Here is a 23,491-nt window from a genome sequence, read left to right as displayed (position 1 = left end):
AAGTATATGACATTTATTTTTTATCGTCAAGCGAATTGATCCAGGCTGCAATTCTTCGGGCATCAGTTGCTGGTACCTGTGGCATAGGCGCCATTGGTGTGGCGTATCCCGGCCAGTTTTGCGGCTGGGGATTTTTTATCAGCTGCAATATTTTATCTACCGGATAGTTTCTTTTTGCAACATCAATAAAACCGGGGCCAACCTGCTTTTTATCAGGATTGTGACAAGCCACACAGGTATACTTCACCAGCAACGGTTTTATTTGTGCGTAGGTGGCCGTGCCCGCTGGTGCTTTACCGGCAGCCATGATGGGTTTGGCAGTATTGACGGTGCTTACTTCTTTCATGGAAAGCTTTGCACCTTCCGGAATATTGTTGAGGGTATAATAACCTGTTGGATGCACCAATGAATAAGCATTCTCTTTTTCCCTGATGCCATCCAGGGTAATAGTGTGAATATAGTATTGCCGGAGGTTACTCACAATCAACCGAACACTCATTCCATCGGCTGCCACCTTTACACCTTTAACCACACATTTCTGTTTGTTCACCGGTGGGCTGCCGTACACACCGTGGTATTTGTAGATGAAACTTTCAATGGCGTAGGATGCAAGATCCGCAGCATATTTTTTATCTACCGGTTTGGTAAATTCTATTTCAAATCCGTCCGGCATCGCTTTTACTGTTCTCATTTCAAAAGGCACCCTGTTGTTCCATGTCAGTCGCTGCAATCCTTCATTGGCATCGCCGGCGGATCCCCAGCCTCTGTTGGTTTCACCAATAAACAGAGAGCCGTCATTAGCCCAGGCCAGCCGTACCACGCCTGACTGAAAACCACTTCTAAAATCCCATGCGCAACCCTGCAGCACGCCATTTACAGTTTCCATAAATACACGGCTTAATTTACTTTGGCCCTGGTCTCCAACCAGTAATTGTCCTTCAAAAGGGCCAAAAACACCTTTGGGCACTTTAACAATTTCGGAGGTGGAAATTCCCAGGATGCCATGTGGTAGCCAAACGGCCGGCAACTGCATTTCCGGGATATTCTTTTTCATTTCAAATGCTGTTAAAAATTTTTCGCTCTCTTTATTTTCTGGTTTTACCTGTTCACCATCTGGTCCAAATTCTATCCGCGGATTTACCTTGCTGAATATTTGTTGCTGGGTTAAACTCAATGGAGAATTTTTCATACCCGTCCAAACCAGGCTTGCCGGATGCCCCATAAAAGCGCCTTTTTTAACCGGCATAATACTGCCCGAAGCAACCCAGTCGCCCTGGTTATCAGTATAAAATAATTCACCATCTATCATGCTGATACCACAGGGAGAACGCATGCCTGCGGCCCAGGGTTCCATGCGGCCGTCATCAAAAATGTGTAAGGTCCAGCCCCGCCATGGAACCATGCTTTCGGGATGCCACCAGGCAGCAGGAAAGCCAAGGTTCAGCGTAACGAAAAAAGAACCATCGGGCGCCAGTTTAGGGCCAAAACTATATTCATGATAATTGCCGGAGATCGGCCAGGCGTAAACCGTTTCAAATACATCGGCTTTGCCATCCATGTTGGAATCAAATAGTCTCGTCAATTCGCCCCGTTGTACCACATACAGCGAACCGTTTTTGTAAGCCACACCCAACACCTCATGCAAACCGGAGGCAAACTTTCGAAAGAAAGGTTTTGCACTGGTTGGATTCTCGACAATAAAAATATCTCCCCGGCGGGTGGTCACTGCCAAATCTCCATTCGGCAATGTGCATAGTCCGCCCACTTCCAGCAATGTTCCTTCGGGTGAGCGCACTTTGTTAATTTTGAAAAAATCTTCTTCTTTGGCAGGTTCCTGGCATAAAACAGCGCTATGCCAACCGACCAATACCAGCCCCGCTAACAGAATCTGTTTAAAGCGCCTGGAAGTAAAACGGGATATAAATGCTATCATAATGTAAAAGCTGTAGAGATTAAAAAAGAATTGAATAGCCGATGCTTTTATGAACCGGAACAATGAGTTCCTTTGACCCATCCTGCCCGCGGATCAACGGTTTTGCAGTAGCAACATCGTCCAATTTTAAATAATAAGACTGGTCATTTATAAGATACCATCCGTTGCCCATGTCTTCAATGGAATTTGCCCTGGCTAACCGCATGTAAACATTGTCCGTTGCATCCTGCAGACTGATTTGCCGGTGAATACCCTGGCCATTTTCAGTAACTGTGGTGGCATCGCTTACGGAAGTTCCGTACAACAGGTATTTAAATGTCGGCCGGCCTTTTTCATCCAGTTCATAGCCTTTAGCCCGGTATCCGGAGTTACTTGTATCCGTTGCCCAACGGGCATTCGCATCGGTTAGTTTTGCTATACTCAATCCAGGTTTACCAAAATATTGAATGGCGCCTGTTGGCCTGGAAGATCCGTCGCCTCTTTCATGCCACATGGGCGTTGCATCTAAAAAATTTCCCCGCCATAACTGCACCATCATTCCATTGTCCATGTCATAGGTGTAGTGAATTTTTTCGGGGCTGCCAACATTTACGGCATGCACCACCCGGCCACCTTCCGGCAAATCCATAAAGCTGCGCAAAATAATATTATCGGGTGCATCCACCAGGACCGGATCAGCATCGTCACCAGTTGAAATGTTGGCATCTGAAATAAGAAACTCCCTTACACCGGGCCCCTTTATACTGACGCCAACCGCAGGTTTTGCCCAATCGATATATTTTGAATAGCTCAGTTCAAAAGGGATATCACCTGCTGCTAAATTTGCTGTACCCTTGCCACGCCAGTTGCTAAATGGAATCACTGTAGCATTGTTAATTTTTAATGTGCCCCCTCCGCCAAAAGTATTGATGCTAAAATTATATTCACCCGGCTCCTGTACATGCAGCATACCCGTGTACCGCAGGATATATTCATTATCGGGTAATCCACTGATAGCAGAGCTGATAATGGGAGCGGCTTTTTGCATCATTGGTTTAAGGGTGTTGTAGTTGGGCTCCACCACATATTTGCCTTTATACACGGCGTAATGAATGCCTGTTAATGAAGGCCTTCCTTTATTGTAATTACTGAGCACTATATTCCTGAAAGCTACAGGTCCATGATCGCCCTGTAAGCGCAAAGCAGCCTCCGCTACTTCATCATTTGCGACAGCGCCACGGGTAGGTCCACTTAATTCCACATTCTCTTGTATTAATACGCCGTTCAGTGTTACACCAATCATTTTTGCATTGGTGATTTTTACGCCACCTTCAAACTTCGGTGCCTGGAAGCTGATTGTCAGGTGTTGCCACAAGCCCGGCGCCCGGCTAACATTTTGCCTTGGTGCATGCCCGTCATACCCTTTTTTTTCTTCGGGCTTGGCATCATCCCACCTTTCATAAATCCCACCGTTGTCGCCAGAATGGGGCTTCAACACTCCCCAGCTGTCCAGCAGCTGCACTTCATACCTGCCCTGCAAATAAATGCCGGAATTGGAGCCCTTTGCCATCAAATAGTCCAGTTCTATATCCAGGTCGCCGTGCTGCAAATTCGTAAACAAATCTTCCCGTGCGGCATCTGTTGGCAGGTTCACCAATACGCCCACTCCGGTTGAATAATTCAGGGTATTTTTCTGAGTAAGATCTGCTTTTACAGTACCGGCAATATGCCAGTTGGCACCTGCATTTTTAAAATCGCCCAGGTTTGAAAGTGTAAGCTTGTTTTGGGCTTGTGCATCATGAAGCAAGCACATGCCCGCTGCAAAACATGCCAGGGTAGTAAGGCAAAAACTGAAACGGGTAAATGGCATAAGCAATAATTTGTTGTTTGATTAACAGTTAGCGGTGGTAAAAATCAACAAAAAACTTGGTTTGATCTGATATTTATTTGCTTTTTTAGTGAGTTATTTTATCCATTGTACAGAAAGTTATGTTGCTTAGATGCTATTTTGAAAGCATTGTTTATAATGACCATTGCAATTTTAACTGGTTGTAAATCTGTGTTGCAACAGCCATTGTACTTTTTGCCTAATTATGGTTTTGTTTAGTTGCTTTTGCAATGGTACAGATCATCAATAAACATTGGTGCCGCAATACCTGATTAAGCAATCCAAAAGCAACATTTTCAATGGCCCGTTTTGAGAATCGATCATCGCTGGTGTGCCGTCGAATGGATGACAACAAGGTGAAAAGCCATCAACTGGCACAGGTTTATTGACACATTTTTCCGTGCAGGTTACTGCAAGATTGACCATACTTATTTAGGACAGTATTGCATAAATTTACCCGTTTAAAGTAAACTACTGAACGATACAACAAACTACAAAAATTAAGCAAATGAGAAAGATACTATTTACTATGTTAGTTTTTGCCGCAGCCTTTCTTTCTGGTTTTGCATTCAAGTCTGTCATTTCCAAACAAAATAAACAAACAATCAAAATGAAGAAAGTAACTGGCATTGGTGGTATTTTTTTTAAATGCAAAGATCCCAAAAAAATGACGGCGTGGTACCAGCAGCATCTTGGTTTAAACACCAACCCATATGGGGCAAGTTTTGAATGGTATGAAGGTGCAGATAGTACAAAGAAGGCGCAAACCCAATGGACGCCTTTTGCCGAAACAACCAAATACTTTGAACCTTCAACAAAAGATTTTATGATAAACTACAGGGTTGAAAACCTGGAGGCACTTGTTGAAGAATTAACAAAGAATGGTGTTATCATTGTCGATACGATTGAAACTTACGATTACGGTAAATTTGTACACATCCTTGATGCAGAAGGTAACAAGGTTGAATTATGGGAGCCAAAAGGCTGAGTGCGCAAAAAAATATTTGCAGATAAAAAATTAGCAGACGTTGCATTTGTTCAACTAAATTAACGGATGTATACCTTATAAAATTTTGCCAAAATAAACAACTGGGTTGCTGAAATATCTTTGGCATTTTGCCATCGTTTCAACTTTTTGACTTTGTATGTGTTTATCACACTGAAGAAGTCTGCACCGACGAAAGCTACATGGTCAATGATTGAAAAAAAGCGAGCCGTAACAACACCAACCTGCTTCTTATAACGGGTAATTACAGGTAGTATGTAGTCCAGGCTTGAAATGTTTTTTTTGAAGTTTGTTCAGTAACTTTTAGAAAAGTACAAAATGGCACATGTTGTAATTCATCTGCGGAGATTACTTTATACTCACTTTGATGGCTGCTGGAAAATAAATAAGTATGCAAAAGAAAATATTTTTATCTGCAGCCTGGGAATACCTGGCTATGCTGAATTATGAAGTAGATGCATCTGTACTGCAACCATACTTGCCACCCTACACAACCCTTGATTTATACCATGGCAAGGCACTGGTAAGTGTTGTAGGTTTTTTATTCAACGATACTAAAGTGCTGGGTATTTCATGGCCCTGGCATACCAATTTTGAAGAAGTAAATCTTCGCTTTTATGTGCGGTATTCTGATGGCAAAAACTGGAAAAGAGGAACTGTGTTTATTTCTGAAATTGTACCAAAAAGGGCTATTGCAGCCTGCGCTAATATTTTGTATAATGAACACTACAGTACTGCTAAAATGTTTCACAGCATAAAGAAAGAGAAGAATCAACTGTTTGTAAACTATCACTGGAAGAAAAGAAACCAGCAGTGGAATTTTATTACGGTAGAAGCGGGAACAGATTTACAGGAAATTGAACCAGGCAGTGAAGCCGAATTTATTTTGGAGCACTATTATGGGTATAACCAGCTTAATAAAAATACCACTATTGAATATGCTGTGGAGCATCCCCGCTGGCAGGTATATCCGGTGACAAGTTATTTGCTGCAGGCCGATATAGCCAAGCTATACGGAAAAACATTTGTGCAGTTTATTGATGGTGTAGAGCCCCGTTCTGTTTTTCTTGCCAGGGGATCGGCAGTTATTGTACGTAAGCCTTTGAAAATAAAAGCTGATTCATAAATAGGCTAAAGGAGCAGTGTTTCAGGCAACACACAACTTACTTTAGCTGGATACATACTGTTCTTTTCAACTGCAGCAAAGACCTGGTTGTTTGAGCAACAGGAGGGGTTTAAAGGTAGTTTTTGACTTAATTGCTACCGCAAGAGCACCGTCACGCTGCAGGAAAACAGGCAGGAAAAAAAACAGCCAGGGCATGTACAAGCAGTGTAAGGAAGTCTAACGCGAAGTAATGCCCGTCTGCCTGATGATGGCAGTCTTAATTTTGATACGGCTCATAAAAAGAGGGAACAAAAAAGCAGCAGTATGCAAAGGGCGGTTACCGGCAGCTGCAACCGAAAATACCTATTCGGTTATTTTTGTTCTGTCAGTTCTGCCTGCCTTAACTGTTCGTTATTTTTGTTTCGGATCCTGAACCTGGCAGCATTTTTACCTTCAATTTTATTAATAACCTGCAACTGCTGATTAATAAAACAGTGAATCAAGACGAGCCTGTCCCGGAAAAAACTGCTGGAAGAAACCGTGAAAAATACTTCGGTTAATTAAAACGTATGGCATTGGCGGGGAGGAAAGGAAGATCAACTTTAATTATGTTACCATATCGTAAAAAGCATTCCCGGTTGTTACAATAAAGGGCCTTTAAAAACCGTTTAATTATTACCTGTTTACTCAACATCCGCATAACCCAAACCTAAAATAATCCTATGAAAAAGAACTATTACAAATGGCTGTCAATGCTGGTAATTGCTGTGCTATTGTTGTCAGCTTGCAACGGCTCCCGGCAGTCAATGCACAACCACGGCGTTAGTAACCGGGGCTTCAGCGGGTATTGATATTCGACTTGGGTTGCGCCTCCTTGTCCCGGGGGCTAACTTTTCAGAAACAGTAGCAGGCATGTGCCAGGTAATTTAGCGCAGGAGCAAAACGGTTCCGCCTTTTATTTTAGCACCATTTTTAAAATCTATCCTGTACACATAGGCGCCGATGGGTTGTTTTTTGCCATTCGTTTTTCCATCCCATTGTTTGGTATTGCCCTTGTCAAAAAATACCAGTTGTCCATACCGGTTGAATATGGATATTTCGGCAAGCGGATAATAGATGAGCCAGGGGATTTGCCAACGGTCATTTAAATTGTCGTCGTTGGGTGTAAAGGCATTTGGTATATGAATGTTTTTATCTTCTGGCACAGGCGGAAAATGCAGGTAGATCACAGCGGAGCCTTCATCCACAAAACGGTCTCCACTTTCAGATTCGGCAACTACCCGGGCAACATTGGTAATTGGTGCCTCCAGCTTGTTGTCAGGCACATTTACAATTACATTAAATGCTACAAGGAATGAATCGCCATGATCCAGGTAACCTCCGTCAGTTGCACTGGCATTAAACCCCATTCTGAATGTAACTGAGTTGGTTGAAGCGTTATATTCTGCTACATCATCATCCGACCTGTCTGTTTTTAATCCCGGCACTTCGCCCGGGCCATACATTACAATCAACGAATTGCGCTGGAAGGTTATGCCGGCCGGCAATGTATCTGTAACCAGAACTCCAGTCGCTTTTCCATAACCAATATTGGCGCCTTTTAACTGATAAGTCAATACTTCACCGGGTTCGGCAGTGCCATTTTTATTGGCATCAGCTACTGTCTTCACCACCTTGAGGGAAGGGTCCTTCATTTTAATCACCATGGTTATTACGCCACAAAAATATTGGTCTTCGGTGGTGCCCAGGTCAAGGTTTACACTGGTAGCATTGGGTAAAATGCCATAGCCGGTACCAACATAAAACTGGTCAATGTCAATGCCCATCTGATCTGTATAATTGGGATTTTTAGTAGTAACATGTTTACCGTCATCAGAGATGGTACCATTCCAAACATTATTTACCGGGTTAATGGCATTGCTAAAATTATTTCCATTGATGCTGAACACATCTCCGGTGTATTTTGCGTCGCCTTCCCAGGTAATGATACCCAGTTTAGCATCTTTGGAAGCAAGTGCTCCACCCGGCACATTCAAACCGGTTAGTGTAATATGGGTTACCGTGGAAGCGCTGTGTTCATAAATTTGCTGAAAACCATCATAAACCCTTACACTGTTATATGGCACCGAAGCATTTTCGTACACCACCACAATACTCCAGGCACCGTAGTTTCCAAAATCTCCGCCGAGGCCGTTTGAAAGCGCAGCATTGCCCACCGCATAAGTACCGTTTCCATTCTGTTGTACCAGGGCGGTGATATCCGTAAATGCCTGGTAAAAGCAAAACTCACCAGCCTGCCCCGGATTGGAAATATCTCTATCCAGTTGAGCCGCAGCAAACTCCTGGTAAGCACCTGATGCACCTTTTCTTATTTTGATGGTTTGATTTTGGGTAAGGGTCATATCAAAATCGGACTTTACAACCCTGCCGCCCCAATATAAGCGGGCAAATTTAATATTGTTAGTTCCGGCAGGTAAAATCAAATCGGCAGAAGAAGAATTTCTAGTGCCTGCACCATTGCCTGAGTTGCCGTCAATATCAACAAACTGCATATCTGCGGTTCCAAATGCACCGTTATCGTATGAACTGTTTCCATCTGCACTGTTACCGTTCATGGCATCAATGTTAACCGTGCCATCGGCTTTAACCAAATGAAGTAAGGTATTTCCAAAAATGCTGATGCCTCCTTTTAAATTACCTGAATAGGCAATTCCATAATCGCGATGCTGTGCCTTAGTGGTAATAGATAACGAAATAGTAAACGACAGCAATAGAAGTATTGCTATACATCGGGTAGGAAAAAATTTAACCGTAATTTTTTTCATGACTAAAGAAAGAAGTTGCTTTGTCGTGTATCGCCAAAACAAGTGGCTTTCCTGGTTTTCACTGTTTGTTGAAAATGATAAAGGTACAATTGTTTTTTAATATGTCTCCGTGCTATTATTCATCCCTGCCTATCGGTGTTTATTTTACATAACGAAGAAATGAGGCTAATTGGTATTTTACAAGAAATCATTTGCGAAAAAGATCTGCATGTTTATAACCTATGTTTTTCCGGCGCATGGTGACAGTATCAAAGTTCAAATTGATAAAATAAAAACAGTAGATAATCAATACCTTCGCTTTCATTTTTTATTCTGATGTCGAATTTTTTATATGCCCTTAAGGGTCAGTTTACTGTTCTCAATTTGCTTATACTTTTGCTGGCGCTTGCGTTTATTTTTAACAGGTACAAAAGAAGAAGAACAGCGATCATTTTTATCAGCGGCGCTATTTTGATATTTTTAATTTGTTCTACAGCCTATTTACCCAATTACCTGGCCGGTAAGTTAGAAAGCAAATACCTGCCTTACCCGGCAGCAACCAATTTCAATGATTCAGAAAGGGTATTGATTCACGTGCTGGGAAGTGGATATGTATTGGACAAGCGTTTGCCCCCGAATGCGCAAATTGGATGGTGTGCTTTAGGCCGGTTGGCTGAGGCTATCCGTGTGCACAGGATGATAAAGAACAGCACCATTATTTGCTCGGGGTATTCTTCACTTGGCCTGGAAACGCAGGCACAGGTTACCAAACGGGCAGCCATCGTATTAGGTGTGGATTCCAGTCAGCTGGAAACACTTAATTTACCCAGCACTACCCAGGAAGAAGCAAGTGAGTTGTCTGCCCATTACAGTAAAAAATCTCATGTAATTATTGTCACCGACGCAATCCATATGCCGAGGGCAATAAAACTATTTGCTGCACAGGGATTTAATCCCATTGCTGCTCCAACAAATTATAAAATAAATGAAGGACCGGTTCAGGAGGATATAAAATGGTTACCTTCTTTTGAACGTATCGGGTTAATGAATTATGTGATTCACGAATACCTTGGCAATTTAAAAGCGACGTTGCAAAACTGATATAGTAACCTTTACCGCCTTCCCGTATGTTATATCACCAAAAACTTATAGGTACACAGTGAACGTTGGATTAATTATACAATAAATTAGTTTGTAAGTAAACGACAATTCCGCGATACATGTTTATGGGGTATATTTGAATACAACATACATAATTCACTCTTTATGACCAGAAACAATAACGCCGCATTTTTTGCGAAAGCCTTCATTATTCTACTCCTTGGTACATACCTTTCTTTCAGTTGTTTTGCACAACAAAGCGGTACAGCTATTACCCTGGGTGGCAAAGTGATTCACACAGTTGGAAAATTGCCCGCTGTAGGTACTCCCGTTAAAGACTTTACATTAACCGGTGTTGATCTTAAAGAAAAAGCCCTGGCTGACTATAAAGGAAAATTCATTATCATGAATATTTTTCCGAGTGTTAATACCGGCGTGTGTTCCAAGTCTGTTAGAAAATTTAACGAAGATGCTGCGGGGCTGAATAATGCTGTAGTGCTATGTATTTCTAAAGATTTGCCCTTTGCACAAAAGCAATTTTGTGGTGCCGAAGGCATAGATCACGTAGTAATGTTATCTGATTTCAGAACTGATTTTGGCAACATGTATGGTGTACAAATAGCTGATGGTCCTATGAGAGGCTTGTTGAGCCGTGCAGTGGTGGTTGTGAATCCGGAAGGTAAAATTGTGTACGAGCAACAAGTGCCTGAAATAGGCCAGGAGCCTGACTATGCGGCTGCAATTGCTGCAGTAAAATAAAACAAAGTTGAATTATAATTCCTTCCTCAACCAATCATAAAATTTCAGCCCTTTTTCCAAACGGCCGATTGTTTTAATAATTCTTTCTGCCTTTGTTTCCAGTCTTTTGGCATCTTCAATCCAGTCGATATAATATTTTTGATTGCTGGAGGTTAGCGATAGAAAGAACTGGTGGGCTTTTGGCGAGTCCAGCAAACAAAGCAGTATTTCGTCCGGAATAACAACAGGCGAGTCATCAGTGTATAATTTTACATGCACCTGGTCACCGTCTTTTTTAGCAATTTGTTTGCGTACAACTGTCTTTAATGGCAACATCATATTGCCGTCCTTCATGGGGAGTAAATTAAACTGTTTCAGCTCATAAGTGTCGATAAAACCGCTTACCCTTATCAGACCCAGGTGATTTCTTTTATCCGCCGGAATTGCCGTAATGACAACATAGTTCCAGCCACCTTTGCCCGCTTGTTTTTTGATTTGATATTGTTCGTTGACAAGTAATTTTTTCATTGTTATTCTTTCTTTTAGTCGTACACCTTCAGCAAAAAAGGATCTGTTATAAAAGAGATTTGAAAATATACCGAAAGGTATGATTGCCAAATGACAAACACTAGTATCAATGATATAAACAAAATGCTCCGGAATGATACACTATCCCGGGGCATTTTATTTTCATTCTTATTGATCAGTGCTGCAAAGGCCGTTTCTTAATCATGCCACCCTTTGTATCTTTTACAGTATTGATTACCACAAAAGCAGAGGGTTCGATTTTTTGAATCTCAGTATTTAGTTTGTTCAACTCCAGCCGTGTAATTACAGTATAAATAATATCCACTTCTGTTGTTTCCCCAGTTTTACCATAGCCACGTTTGCCGCTGTACACAGTAACGCCACGGCCCATTACATCAATAATCATTTGCCGTATTTCATTGCTGTGGGAGGATATGATTGTAACGCCCATGTATTCATCAATACCCTCAACAATAAAGTCAAGCGTTTTGGAAGCTGACAAATAAGTGATCATGGAATAAAGTGCTACTTCAATTGACAAAAAATAAGCTGCTACCGAAAATATAAACACATTGATTACAATAATGATGTCGCCAATGGTGGTGCCAAATTTTCGGCTTAAAAAAATGGCCAGTACTTCTGTACCATCAATAACAGCACCTCCTCGAACTGCAAGGCCAATGCCGGCGCCCAAAAAGAAACCGCCGAATACAGCTACCAGTAAATTGTCGTTGGTGATGTTAGGAAAATGCACGGTGGCCAGGCAGATGGCCAGGCCGGCAATGGACAGCGCCGTTTTTACTGCAAACTGTTTCCCCACCACATTATAGGCCAGCAGAATAAACGGAATGTTCACACAAATAATTAAGATGTACAACGGAATTTGTGTCAAGGCTGAAATTAGTAACGAGATACCTGTTGCACCACCGTCAATAAAATGATTGGTAAGCAAAAAGCCTTTAAAGCCAAAGGAGGCTGAAAATATGCCCGCAGTTATCAGCAGAAAATCTTTAAAGTACCCTTTAATTGTAATTAAGAATTCACGGTGCTTTTTAGCAAGGCGGTAACTGGAGAAGTTTTCGCTTTCCTGCTGTTTCTTTTTGCTTTGCCGCAAAACTGTTTGGGCAATTATTTGGGTGATGGGAGTCATACTGCTTATTTTAACAGTTAAAAATATAAGCGCCACACTGTTTGCGGCACCTATGTTTATTTGCTTTGTTCTATTTCGGGTTCATTTTATTATCAATAAGGTGCCGCCACTTTTCTACCAATTGCAACTCTCCGGTTAACGACTCGCCATCTGAATCTGCATTGTAAAATTCCAGCAACTCATCTGCTTTGGTGTTGTCCAAATGTTCAAATGCGAGTGTAAGCCTGGCAATGCCTTTAAAATTTTCCTGCCCGTCGTTTACAGTTTTTGAAACATGAATCACCCGGCATTTTTTGATTGCTGAAAGTCTTATCTCACGGGATGTTTCGATGTTATTTATCTTTTTGAAAAAGAAAACAATGCCGTTTGTATGATCAATGCCTATGGCTGAGTGGCTCCAGGTATCATATTGCGAAAGCCTGGATTGGTGATGTTCCGCCAGGTTAAAAAGCGGTTGCAAAAATTGCCGTTCCCGGCGGGCATTTATTTTATTCATTATTACAAAAGGTATAATGCAGGCAATTACAATAAGTATTGCGGTAACAGATGTTCCTATATCCATTTTTATTTTTTTTTTAATTAATAAAGTACTCCCTCCCGGCATGTAACCGGGTGGGGGAGTACGATGAAAAAAATGTACTTAATTGAAAGAAAAAATAAAAAAAGCTACCAGAAATAGTGGAAAGGAAAAATGAGCGCCGTTTTCTGTAACCTTATCAGGCAGTTTTTTGAATACAAATTGTATTGCAAAAAACGTTGTGAAAATAGTTGTTCAGCTGCTTTTAATCCAGAGAGGATTTCGTCGTGGGTATTTTTAAATGGTGCAGTTTTGCAGGCATTGACAAATGCACCTGAGATATCAGATTGGGTAGTATGAAAAAATGACGCGGCAGCAACAGCCTTTTTATAGCCCGGCTGTTCAGCGGAAACGGATTTAAAAAAAGCATCGGCATTGCCAATGGCAATACCACTGTACACGCTTACAACGAAGCAATACAGTGCTAACACCCCGAGTATACCAATATTTTTTAAACAGTTCTTCAAGGTGCAAAGATAGGTGGTTTGGAAGGCATGCGGGTGACAGCGGGGTAATTATGGTAGCCGCACAGTGTTGTTGTAAAATGAATTAATAACTAAAAGTGAGCACACTTGTAGTTTTCCATAACTTCACTCAGCCCTTATTATGCGAAAGATCAAGGACGATATAAAATGTGTGCAGCTTTCTCCACATCTTAATGCAACCAGGGTGTCGTGTTCTAAAACAATTTGGTTCCGTAATATCCCAGCAGTGTAAAAACTGCGTAGCGGGCGAGTACACCAATGCAGCACCAGGTAGCCAGCCGGTGCATGTTAACATTAAAGCCTACCCCTACCGCGATGCTTACCGGTGCGCCAACGGTAAAAGTGCCCAAGAAGCCCAGGCCTATAATGCCATATTTTTGCCAGAGTTTATGCGCCAGGTTGGGCTTCGCCTCCTTTGCTGCTGCTGCTTTGGGCTTTCTGAAACGAGTGATTAATTTTTCAATGGCGCCCCCTAAAAATGCCGCAACAAATACACCCACGATACCGCCTGCAAGGCTGGCAAAAAAAATCGTCCACGGCGTTAGCCCAAATGCAAAGCCTGCAGGAATAGCTGCATAAATTTCAAAAGTGGCCAGTCCGGCAACAGTAAGTATCTTATATAACATTCAATGTGTTTTCGGCAATATTAAGCTATTTTCATCCGGCAGTTGGCCGTTTGCATGGCCTGGATGTTTTGATTGCTGTTATTATATTCATAAAACTTGCTGGTATGAGCCGTCTCTTACCAGATCGCTGATTCCTTAACTTGCAGACGGCAAATTTAATTGTAATAAAGGATGCTACAACGGGTTAATGCAACGACGTGCTTAAGGCTGGTAAAATTCAGTTGAAAGGACAAGCACCTGCACTATTTAGTTTGACAAAAATGAAACAAAGGAGCGTGTTATGAAGCTTGCCCCGGAAAAAAACGTGGTCATTTATACTATTTAAATGGTGAGTTCTTTTTTGCAACGGCAGTTGTGTCTGAAGTAAGGCAAATGATGTATGCTGGAATGAGTAAAGGAATGCAATGATAGTTCTCCGGATATTCTAGAAGCATAATATTGAAGTGCAGGTAAATCTGGCATGCAAAAAAGAAGATGGGGGTGTCCTTTGCTGCCTGTGGCAACCAAAGCCATAAAAGGGAGTAGCAGTCATCCATGGTACACCTTCTTTAAAATTTACATGTATATTCTTTGATGTTGAACATCGAAGATGGAGTACATTTGATATCAGCCTCACTGATGTGGTCATACTTTGATTGTTGTTTTTTAGTATTGGAACGGTAGTCATCAAATCTGCTTTAAAATTAATTGAATGAACTGGACAATAGTTGCCGTGGGAATATACCTGGTTGTGCTGATCGCCGTTTGCCTGCGTATTATTTTTGAAACACACAGTACCAATAAAACACTGGCTTATTTACTTTTCTGTTTTTTTATACCGGTGGTTGGTATTGCTTTTTACCTTACGTTCGGCATCAATTACTGGCGGATAAAAAAATACAATACAAAAAAGGAGCAAGCTGTGAGGTTACTCGAACAACTCAAAAGCACCATCCCGGATTTTGATGAAACATCAACAGGAAAGGTTGATAAAAACGCTGCGGAGTATACAGAACTGGCAGCTATGCTCATCAAAGATCCCGGCAGTCCGCTTACAACTAATAATCGCATTCAATTACTGATAAACGGAGAGCAAAAGTTTCCCGTTTTGATGCAAGCCATCCGAGAAGCGAAGCATCATGTGCATGTGGAGTACTACATTTACGAATATGATGAAACAGGCACTGCCCTGGTGAACCTGCTGATTCAAAAAGCGGAGCAGGGTGTACAGGTAAGGTTTATTTATGACGATTTTGGAAGTCCTTCCATCAAAAAGAAAACAGAGGAACGGATGCGGAAGGCAGGGGTGGAGATACATCCTTTTCATAAAGTACATTTTTACTTTTTAGCCAACAGGATCAACTACCGCAATCACCGGAAGATAGTGGTAATTGACGGGAGGACTGGTTTTGTGGGAGGTATCAACGTGAGTGATAAATATGTAAATAAAAGCGGCCCGCAATTTTCAGGTAAGTTGTTTTGGCGTGATACACATGTCAGGATTGACGGGCCTGCTGTGAATTACCTCCAATATCTTTTTATGTGCGACTGGAACTTCTGCTGCCCGCAACCATTGACACCCACATTGGATTATTTTACCGGTTCAGTTGAAACTGCATGTGGAACTTATGTACAGATTGCAGCCAGCGGGCCTGACTCCAGCCAGCCAGCTATCTTGTTTTCCATTTTACAGGCAATATATCTTGCCAAAGAAGAGATATTAATTACCACTCCGTATTTTATCCCCGGTGACAGTGTGCTGGAAGCATTGAGAGTGGCCGCTATCAGCGGATTGACTGTAAAACTGCTGGTGCCGGGTAAAGCAGATTCCAGGATAGTAAATGCCGCCTCTAAAAGTAATTATACAGATCTGCTGATTGCAGGCGTGGAAATTTACCTGTACCAGAGAGGATTTGTGCATGCTAAAACATTGGTGACTGATGGCAGACTGACAGTAGCAGGGACAGCCAATATGGATCACCGCAGCTTTGAACTGAACTTTGAGGTGAATGCCATTATATACGACATAAAGGTAGCAGCAGACATGCGCAATGTATTTTTCAAGGACCTTGAGGATGCGGTAAAAATAGATAAGGAAGCATGGGTAAATCGTCCATGGTACAGGGTGCTTCCTGAAAGAGCCTGCCGTTTGTTTTCGCCGGTTTTATAAAACAACCGGTCTTTTTCAGAAATTAATATTGAATCAGAAATTAATTCGCACAGTAAATAACCAGATGGTAATTAATGCAATCGATATACTAACGGATGACCTTGCCGCAACAAAAAAGTTTTATGCCGGTGTTTTAGGATTTAGAACAGGTAAAGAAGACACTAACTCGATTGCATTTGTAGCCGGTCACACAATGCTTACTTTTATAAAACCAACTCAACTAAGGCCGCAGTATCATTTTGCATTTAATATTCCCTTTAATAAACTAAATGATGCACTTGCGTGGGCGGCTTCAAAATTTGGCCTTATTAAAATTGTGGGTGATGAGTTAGTAGCCAATTTTGATAGCTGGAATGCAAAAGCATTTTACTTTTTTGACAACAACGGAAATATCCTGGAATTCATTGCCCGTTATGATCTCAGCAATCATTCTGACCGGTCATTCAGCAGTTCATCTATTCAATCAATCAGTGAAATAGGGATCGTAACTGATGACCCGTTACAACTTGCAGATGCGTTGTCAAAAGAAAATGATATACCTGTATTTGAGAAGGGCTCGCGTACAACACAATTTGTCACACTCGGTGATGACAATGGCTTGTTGATAATTGTAGCCACCAACAGAACCTGGTACCCTACGGAACAACCGGCGGGAAAGTATTATACAAAAATAAGCATGAACATACATGGCCGGCAAAAAGAAATTACTGTAAACTAATTTGTCCTTTTCATATTACCATGGATGCAAAACCTTAGTCCTTCATCAAATGCTTATCAAAACCTAACGCTATCAGCTGTTCATACGCAGCCCAAACATCAGCAGGAATATCCTGGTAAATTTGGAAACCTTTTCCGGGATAAAAGCGGATGCGTTGCAGGTCGCCGACCATAATATTAATTACCCTTTCCATGGGGATATCATCTGTAGGGTAATCAACCAAATCAATTTGTGGCGAGGTCACCAGCAGGTTTTTACCAGGCCAGTGTTTTTTAAAAGTAGCATAAGAACGTCGTTCCATATATGGCTTTTGTACCACTATAAAATTGTGCAGGTCAAGACCTTTTTGTTGCAGCAACTGTTGCGTAAATAAAATGTTTTCGCCGGTATTGGTTGACTTGTTTTCTACCAAAATGGCGTCAGCAGGTACACCTTTTTCTATGGCTATCCTCGCAAATTTGTCGGCCTCACTTTCTGTCCACATGTTTTGCGTAAGGTTGCCCAGCCCACCAGACATGATAACCAAAGGAGCCCAGCCTTGCAGGTACAATTCTGCTGCCCTGTCAGCTACTCTTAAATCATGACTACCCAACGCAAGTATGCAATCCGCTTTTACCAGATCATGGTGCATATGGTGGTAATTCCATAGTTGTTGTGCCAGTGTATTTATTTCGGGTGGGAGCATATATAGTCAGTGTTTTAAATCAAAAAGGTCGTGATTTGAAGGTCAAAGATATTAACAGTTACATAAATAAAGATGCCTTCTGCAGCCTGCTGAATTATTAGCTGCAGATGGGATTGCAGCGGGACAAAATGAATTCCCTCCAAAAAGGGTATGCCTGTAATGCTATCAGCAGTCATCAAATCGCAATCCGATGCCAGTTGCCAGCATGCAGGTATCCAAAAACACCTCAATTGGTGCAAAAGATTATCTTGCGGCGGTACAATTAATTAATAGCTACCCATCTTTAACAAGAGTAGCGACGCATTGCAGGTTTTACGTCGTTACCTAACTAGTGCGCAACGGCAGGGCTATGCGCATGTTTATTGAAAAGCATTCCTGTTATCAATAAATTCGGCGCTGATTGGTAAAGTGCCAGGTAACTTGTACAACAATTACTAAAAATGAAAACAATAAATTTAGTTAGAAGATTTCCGCTATGGCAAACAGCTGTTATATTACTATTGGCCGGATGTAACAAGACCCCGGGCTCACCGCCAGCAAGTGTTTGTTTATACAATGGTGTTGATACCTGCCTGCTTAATATAAAAACAACAATCAGCATTCAGCTGGCAGATGTTAAACAAACCATTCATAGTTTTGGTGCTTCTGATAGCTGGACTGCGAAGTACATTGGCAAATGGAGCGATGTGAGCAAAAAAAATAAAATTGCCGGCTACCTGTTTAGCCTGGATACGGCGGCAGATGGTGCTCCCAAAGGAATCGGATTATCGCTCTGGCGATTTAATATTGGTGCTGGCAGTTATGAACAGGGTGGCACCAGCGGTATATCGGATGAGTGGAGAAGAGAGGAGTGTTTCTTAAATGCGGATGGTACTTACAATTGGTCAAAGCAGGAAGGGGCTCAATGGTTTTTAGCCGCGGCCAAAGCCATGGGGGTAAAGTATGTTCATGGGTTTAGTGTTTCTCCACCCGTTTATTTTACAAAAGATGGCATGGCGCATGGCGGAGGTGGTACCAGCTTAAATATTCAACCGGGTAAGATGGCTGACTATGCCAGGTTTTTAAGCACTGTGTCAGCCCACTTTCATTTTGATTACCTGAGCCCCTTTAATGAGCCGCAATGGAACTGGGGTGGGGCCAATGCCAGCCAGGAAGGAAGTGCGGCAACCAATACAGAGATGGCTGGCCTGGCAAAATTACTGGGCCCTGGGTTGCAGTCAGCCGGCAGCGGCACTAAAATTATATTGGGGGAGGCTGCGCAGTTAAATTTTATCACAAATCCTTATGCAGGCGATCGTGGCGACCAGGTTTACAACTGGTTTAACAAGGCTTCTGCCAATTATCTTGGCAACGTGACCCAGGTGGAAAAAGTAGTAGCTGGTCATAGTTATTTTACCACCTGCCCCGACAATATTTTGATTGCAACCAGGATTGATTTAAACAATAAAAGAAACGCAACAGATACCTCGCTCGGCATCTGGCAAACAGAGTTTGGTATTTTAGGTGATGTGTGCGGTAAGTACAGCGGTTCTCCCAGGCACGCAACAATCGATTACGGCTTATATGTAGCCAAAACAATTCACCACGACCTGGTTTTTGCAAATGTCAGTTCCTGGTCTTGGTGGCTGGCAATAAATCCTTACGATTACAGTGACGGGTTGGTATACATCAATGATCCTTCCGGTAATATAAACGTGAATGGTTGCAGGACAGATGGCCTGGTTCTGGATTCAAAACAACTTTGGTGTATGGGTAACTTTTCCAGGTTTGTTCGCCCCGGTATGAAAAGAGTTTCGGCCAGTATTGCCGGAACCAATGATGCCACTGCTGCGGGGTCGTTCATGGTGTCTGCCTATAAGGATGAGCGTACAAAAAAAATCGTGATAGTAATTATCAATATGAGCAATGACATCAAAAAAATTACGCTGGATGGATTGGGTAATTCCATTCATATTGCGGGCAATACTTTTGATGTGTATACAACGAGCGGCGCTAAAAATCTTGCGAGGTCTGTATTGCCTGCAGATAATATTATCATCGAAGCAAAGTCGGTTACCACGCTGTCTGCAAATTACTTCTAAAAGGACCAACCATATCCAAAACCGGGTAAAGCAGCAGGGTGTAAACCGCCACTGTCGAAATAGTAGCTGATCAGATGATAGTAGCACTGGCTATTCAAAATTGGTTGTCTTTACTATAAAGCAGCTTAACGAAAGTTACAAATCTCCAACCGATTGCACCAGCCGGCTAAGTCAGCTGGTGTTTTGATCTTCGTCAGTTTATAATATGAACTTTGTCATAAACATATAACGTTTACTGATTACCGGATAGCTTTGTAGTAACCAAATAATTATGCAATGATGAAGGTTGTGTACAGGGTGCTGAATCCGGTTTTAAAACCAAATCAATCAGAAGAGGAGTACTTCACAGAGAAGGAGAACGGGGTGTTGGATGGTGTATTCTCCTACTTTACAAAACTCATGGAATTTTACAGCAGCGATGCAGGCTATCCCGATAGGAAAGAAAACGAAAAACGGTTTATTATTCAGTACACTGCGGCAAAAGAAGATTACGTTGACAGAATCACTGCCGAGTATGCCGGAACCAACTACCTGGATGAAATACTGGCATTGACAAACGAACGGTTCTGCGCATTTGATGATGCGGTTTCAGCTGTACTAAAGTGCAGGTTTATGACTGCCTGACAGCTTTATGATAATTTTTAGATAACTGATATTAATCCTAAATTCTTTGACTGCGTCAGAAAAAATAAACTCATCAATACAGCTCTCAAATTTATTTTTTACAACGTACCGGGTTGTCAAAAGCCTGCCTTTCAAGGTTGCTCATCTACACTGGCACTTTTGCTTCAGGAAAAGGATGGTTTGCAGCTTATTCGTTAGCTGTACATTTTTATCTTTGGCGAATTATACTCCTCCAACGGCAAAGTCATCACTGCAATCTTACAAGATCATCTGCTTATAGAAATTTAAAAATGCTTTTCACCAGCCGGATTACCATAAAAGGATGACACAGGCATATTATTCTTGATATTTTTTTGTAGTTTCACTACACACTGCTTAATCAAACGGTGTCTAAACCAGCACTCCATTGACGCTACGTTTTAAAATGCGCTATTTATGAAGACAAGACTATTGTTATTTTTCGGATTACTCATTCATTTTTGTACGGCAAATATTTGTATGGCACAAACCGCGGCAAAGCCCGCTGATAAGTTGGTGAACAATTCCCCCTCGGTCAATTTTATTGATGGAACATCCCAAACATTGCTGTTTGGCGCAGAGAAACTGTTGCCCTCAAAAAGCAGTGAGGCCGTTGTATCAGATACGACAGGAAAGGTAGTTTTGATTGCAGGCAATGGCTACCCCGGGGTATATAAGCTTCCAATAGATAATATGCCGTGCCTTTTGCCAGGTAAAGATTTTCATAGCAATATGCCAACGTTGAAACAAACGTCGGGAGATTTAAATAAGCATACAAGCATTCCCAATCCTTTTAAAAAGGAGGAGAAAGTTCCTGCAAGCCGTTGACCAGGCAAGCTTTTCAATGGTTTTGTAAATTAATAACCTCCTGCAGTATCCCTTGTCAGCAGCATGAAAGAAGAGCGTGTGTCATCAGTGATTGGATACAATTTCCAATGGTTGTTATCTACTTGTTCCAGTTGCCAGTTTCTTGCCGGATCGGCCAATTGCTTTTTTACTGTCCGGGAAAAAGCGTTGGCAGCCCTTGCCTGCTCCCAAATTTTGATGGTGCTGAATATGGCATATTTACTGGTACAGGCTTCCACTGATAATTTTGAAAGTGGTATCTGGTAGGTTGCACCAGAGCCAATTGCAATGGCTTCAATATGGTTATAGTTTGCAACGGTAGATAAAGAATCCAAACCGAAATTGATACCAAAACTTGCCGGAAAATAATTCGCATAGGCAACATCCCGCAGGTCTTTTCCTTCCGATGTGGTGCTTCCCCATTTCCGCGATACCAGGTCGTACATATTGGTTCCTCCGCCAACATTCCAAACGCTTTGATAATGCCATGAACCTTCGGAAAGTGTAGCGCCTGTTATGCGTAAATCAGGCAGGTGATAAGCGGCTGCTTTTTCAAATAATTTCCGGTGAAACCTTTTAACCGAGTAATATCCATGTCCCTGGTTAAACAAAAATTCCTGCCCATCCCAATCATGAAAATAGAGGCCGTTGATGTTGCTCATATCCGCATAATAAGCGGCAATAGAATCCTGCAACTGCATGCCTGGTATCAAGCCATCGTATCCATACCCAATGGTCACCTGCAGTTTATATATCGTGTCGCCTTGCTGATGTTTTGCTGGTGTTGTGCCCCAGTAACCCCGGGTAACATGTTGCAGTGTATAAGGATTGGTTTTTGTAACACCTGCATAATAGATCAGTTCTTTTCCAATTTTCAGGATGTTCAAACTTTTTTCATGCCCTTCCCAGCTTCCAGTTTCCTCCAGGTAAGCCGGGTTTGCAACTTCAATTACAGTATCACTTGAAGAGAGTTTGTTAGCCAGCACTTTTTTAAACTGGTAGCAGAGGTTATCAGATGGAATCGGGCTAACATCTTTTGTGCCGCGTCTTAATGAGGTCATGATGGTATGCCTCCCTGCCCATATACCTATCCGGTTGGAGCTGTCCGTAAATTCTTTGTGAGATTGGTTACCAGACGTGAACACAAGCGGTTTGTTTTGAAAGGTGGTACCGTCGATATATCCATTGTTGTTTCTGTCTGCACCAAACATGGGCAAATCCTCCAACTGGATCGCCTTAAACCCCAGTTGTTGGGTATAGGAAATGATACTGTCGTAATTATTCCCATAACTGGCAACATCAGGCACATAAGCCGCAGGATCTTTTATCCATTTACCATTAACCGTAAGCCAGGGCAACCCTTCTGACTGAACAATGCTTTTAATCACTGATAGTAATGCGATACTATCCGCACAACCCCACAGGGCTATGGATGAGCCAATGAAATCTACACCAGGCAACGGTTCTGCTTCAATGTGATTGGGGGCATTGGTGGGCAATTGCGGAATTAAGGAGAATAAAATTGTTTTGCCCTTTGTTCTGTCAGCCGCATGATATGCGATTGAAATCTGCCCCTGTTCATTTACTTCTGCTGAATTGCCGTACAAAATTCTGTAATACGGTTCAGGGTGTGAGTAAAAAGCTACATCACTTATTCCGTCGCCGCCAATTGAAAATACCTGTCCTTCATGCAAATTCGCCGGCAGGGAAAACCGCTTTTTATCAGGGCTGTGAATTACATATTGAAAGGGTGCACAATCACCCACGTTGGTTGATTTACCGCCTGTAGTTTGATCGTTAAGGGATAAAACGCCAATGGCATAATTACCTGCATCGCTGGTATCCCTTGCTACTCCAATCACTTCACCAAAAAGGTTGGTAATATTGGTGTAATACGATCCCCACTGCACATCATCAATGCCGCTGCGGTTGCTAAGTGATAGCAGGGTGAATGTAAAATACTTTGCTTTTGTTTCTATTTTAAGTTTAGCCACGGAGCCGTTGATGTACTTTAAAAAAAGCATTGTGTTGCCTCGTGAAAAAGATGCTTTTTGTGGTTCGTAATAGATTTTTTTGCGGCTGTTATACAGGCATAGCAAGGGAGATGGTTTGCCGGGAATACCAAACTCCCGGTTAGGTTGTACCGTACTATTTTTCATACTGGTAATAAACCCTTTGCTGTTAATACTGATTTTAAAATAATCCGTTGCAAGGTTGGTTTGTGCATACATTGTTGTTACCAACAAACAGGCTGATATAAGAAGCAGCAAGACAATTTCTTTGAGATGATGGGTCAATTTCTGATACATATTTTTATTGCGGTACTGGTAAGCTCGTTATCAAACAATTCATAAAAGTATACAATTGAAGCCTGACTTTGATATCCATTTGTATGAAAAGACAAATTTGTATATCTTCAGGATACCTGATTAAATTATCACGACAGCGCT

20 protein-coding genes are annotated in these 23,491 nt (G+C 41.9%); 10 read left to right on the top strand and 10 right to left on the bottom strand.

The features are described 5' to 3' along the window. Nucleotides 1-13: 13 nt before the first annotated feature. Nucleotides 14-1,933 (bottom strand): hypothetical protein, encoded by a 1,920-nt coding sequence (locus tag QWZ08_RS10170; RefSeq protein WP_290337296.1) that lies wholly within the window; start codon nucleotides 1,931-1,933, stop codon nucleotides 14-16. A gap of 19 nt (nucleotides 1,934-1,952) precedes the next feature. After that, entirely contained in the window at nucleotides 1,953-3,782 is a 1,830-nt protein-coding gene (locus QWZ08_RS10165) for a 3-keto-alpha-glucoside-1,2-lyase-like domain-containing protein (protein WP_290337295.1), read from the bottom strand. A 526-nt stretch (nucleotides 3,783-4,308) separates the two neighbouring features. Here QWZ08_RS10165 and QWZ08_RS10160 point away from each other — a divergent pair. From QWZ08_RS10160 to QWZ08_RS10150, 3 genes are all read left to right on the top strand, one after another. After that, nucleotides 4,309-4,788 (top strand): VOC family protein, encoded by a 480-nt coding sequence (locus QWZ08_RS10160; protein WP_290337294.1) that lies wholly within the window; start codon nucleotides 4,309-4,311, stop codon nucleotides 4,786-4,788. 409 nt (nucleotides 4,789-5,197) lie between these two features. After that, entirely contained in the window at nucleotides 5,198-5,932 is a 735-nt protein-coding gene (locus tag QWZ08_RS10155) for a YqjF family protein (RefSeq protein WP_290337293.1), read from the top strand. Nucleotides 5,933-6,633: 701 nt separating this feature from the next. Next, entirely contained in the window at nucleotides 6,634-6,762 is a 129-nt protein-coding gene (locus QWZ08_RS10150; protein WP_290337292.1) for a hypothetical protein, read from the top strand. Between the two features lie 75 nt (nucleotides 6,763-6,837). Here QWZ08_RS10150 and QWZ08_RS10145 read toward each other — a convergent pair whose 3' ends face one another. Further along, nucleotides 6,838-8,736, bottom strand: a complete 1,899-nt coding sequence (locus tag QWZ08_RS10145; RefSeq protein ID WP_290337291.1) for a T9SS type B sorting domain-containing protein — start codon at nucleotides 8,734-8,736, stop codon at nucleotides 6,838-6,840. Nucleotides 8,737-9,051: 315 nt separating this feature from the next. Here QWZ08_RS10145 and QWZ08_RS10140 point away from each other — a divergent pair, with 315 nt between their 5' ends. Both QWZ08_RS10140 and tpx read left to right on the top strand, forming a co-directional pair. Continuing rightward, on the top strand, nucleotides 9,052-9,816 hold the full coding sequence (locus QWZ08_RS10140) for a YdcF family protein (RefSeq protein ID WP_290337290.1): 765 nt from the start codon (nucleotides 9,052-9,054) through the stop codon (nucleotides 9,814-9,816). Between the two features lie 165 nt (nucleotides 9,817-9,981). After that, nucleotides 9,982-10,575, top strand: a complete 594-nt coding sequence (tpx, locus tag QWZ08_RS10135) for a thiol peroxidase (RefSeq protein ID WP_290337289.1) — start codon at nucleotides 9,982-9,984, stop codon at nucleotides 10,573-10,575. A gap of 12 nt (nucleotides 10,576-10,587) precedes the next feature. Here the strand turns inward: tpx and QWZ08_RS10130 are convergent, their stop codons facing one another. The 5 genes from QWZ08_RS10130 to QWZ08_RS10110 all read right to left on the bottom strand — a co-directional run bounded on the left by QWZ08_RS10130 (nucleotide 10,588) and on the right by QWZ08_RS10110 (nucleotide 13,920). Beyond that, nucleotides 10,588-11,082 (bottom strand): YdeI/OmpD-associated family protein, encoded by a 495-nt coding sequence (locus tag QWZ08_RS10130; RefSeq protein WP_290337288.1) that lies wholly within the window; start codon nucleotides 11,080-11,082, stop codon nucleotides 10,588-10,590. Between the two features lie 175 nt (nucleotides 11,083-11,257). Beyond that, nucleotides 11,258-12,232 (bottom strand): YitT family protein, encoded by a 975-nt coding sequence (locus tag QWZ08_RS10125; protein ID WP_290337287.1) that lies wholly within the window; start codon nucleotides 12,230-12,232, stop codon nucleotides 11,258-11,260. Between the two features lie 70 nt (nucleotides 12,233-12,302). After that, the gene (locus tag QWZ08_RS10120; protein ID WP_290337286.1) at nucleotides 12,303-12,794 is read right to left on the bottom strand and encodes a hypothetical protein; all 492 of its coding nucleotides are present in this window, start codon (nucleotides 12,792-12,794) and stop codon (nucleotides 12,303-12,305) included. 104 nt (nucleotides 12,795-12,898) lie between these two features. Next, nucleotides 12,899-13,276, bottom strand: a complete 378-nt coding sequence (locus QWZ08_RS10115) for a hypothetical protein (protein ID WP_290337285.1) — start codon at nucleotides 13,274-13,276, stop codon at nucleotides 12,899-12,901. Between the two features lie 212 nt (nucleotides 13,277-13,488). Continuing rightward, nucleotides 13,489-13,920 (bottom strand): small multi-drug export protein, encoded by a 432-nt coding sequence (locus QWZ08_RS10110; RefSeq protein WP_290337284.1) that lies wholly within the window; start codon nucleotides 13,918-13,920, stop codon nucleotides 13,489-13,491. A gap of 691 nt (nucleotides 13,921-14,611) precedes the next feature. Between QWZ08_RS10110 and cls the strand changes: the two genes are divergently transcribed. Continuing rightward, nucleotides 14,612-16,069: a cardiolipin synthase gene (gene cls / locus QWZ08_RS10105; RefSeq protein ID WP_290337283.1), complete on the top strand. Its 1,458-nt coding sequence runs from the start codon at nucleotides 14,612-14,614 to the stop codon at nucleotides 16,067-16,069. Between the two features lie 64 nt (nucleotides 16,070-16,133). Beyond that, a complete protein-coding gene (locus tag QWZ08_RS10100) occupies nucleotides 16,134-16,787 on the top strand; it encodes a VOC family protein (protein WP_290337282.1) in 654 nt (217 codons plus the stop codon). A 34-nt stretch (nucleotides 16,788-16,821) separates the two neighbouring features. Here QWZ08_RS10100 and QWZ08_RS10095 read toward each other — a convergent pair whose 3' ends face one another. Next, nucleotides 16,822-17,472, bottom strand: coding sequence for a YdcF family protein (locus QWZ08_RS10095; protein WP_290337281.1), 651 nt, complete (start codon nucleotides 17,470-17,472; stop codon nucleotides 16,822-16,824). A 440-nt stretch (nucleotides 17,473-17,912) separates the two neighbouring features. Between QWZ08_RS10095 and QWZ08_RS10090 the strand changes: the two genes are divergently transcribed. The 3 genes from QWZ08_RS10090 to QWZ08_RS10080 all read left to right on the top strand — a co-directional run bounded on the left by QWZ08_RS10090 (nucleotide 17,913) and on the right by QWZ08_RS10080 (nucleotide 21,023). After that, the gene (locus tag QWZ08_RS10090; protein ID WP_290337280.1) at nucleotides 17,913-19,553 is read left to right on the top strand and encodes a glycoside hydrolase; all 1,641 of its coding nucleotides are present in this window, start codon (nucleotides 17,913-17,915) and stop codon (nucleotides 19,551-19,553) included. Nucleotides 19,554-19,829: 276 nt separating this feature from the next. Beyond that, a complete protein-coding gene (locus tag QWZ08_RS10085) occupies nucleotides 19,830-20,177 on the top strand; it encodes a hypothetical protein (protein ID WP_290337279.1) in 348 nt (115 codons plus the stop codon). A 435-nt stretch (nucleotides 20,178-20,612) separates the two neighbouring features. Beyond that, nucleotides 20,613-21,023, top strand: a complete 411-nt coding sequence (locus QWZ08_RS10080; RefSeq protein WP_290337278.1) for a hypothetical protein — start codon at nucleotides 20,613-20,615, stop codon at nucleotides 21,021-21,023. Nucleotides 21,024-21,052: 29 nt separating this feature from the next. Here QWZ08_RS10080 and QWZ08_RS10075 read toward each other — a convergent pair whose 3' ends face one another. Beyond that, a complete protein-coding gene (locus QWZ08_RS10075; protein WP_290337277.1) occupies nucleotides 21,053-23,350 on the bottom strand; it encodes a hypothetical protein in 2,298 nt (765 codons plus the stop codon). Nucleotides 23,351-23,491: the final 141 nt, after the last annotated feature.

The sequence above is a fragment of the Ferruginibacter paludis genome (genome assembly GCF_030409685.1).
Lineage (GTDB): Bacteria > Bacteroidota > Bacteroidia > Chitinophagales > Chitinophagaceae > Ferruginibacter > Ferruginibacter paludis.
The sequence above is the reverse complement of the archived record's forward strand: the minus strand, read 5'-3'. Positions and strand labels throughout refer to the sequence as shown.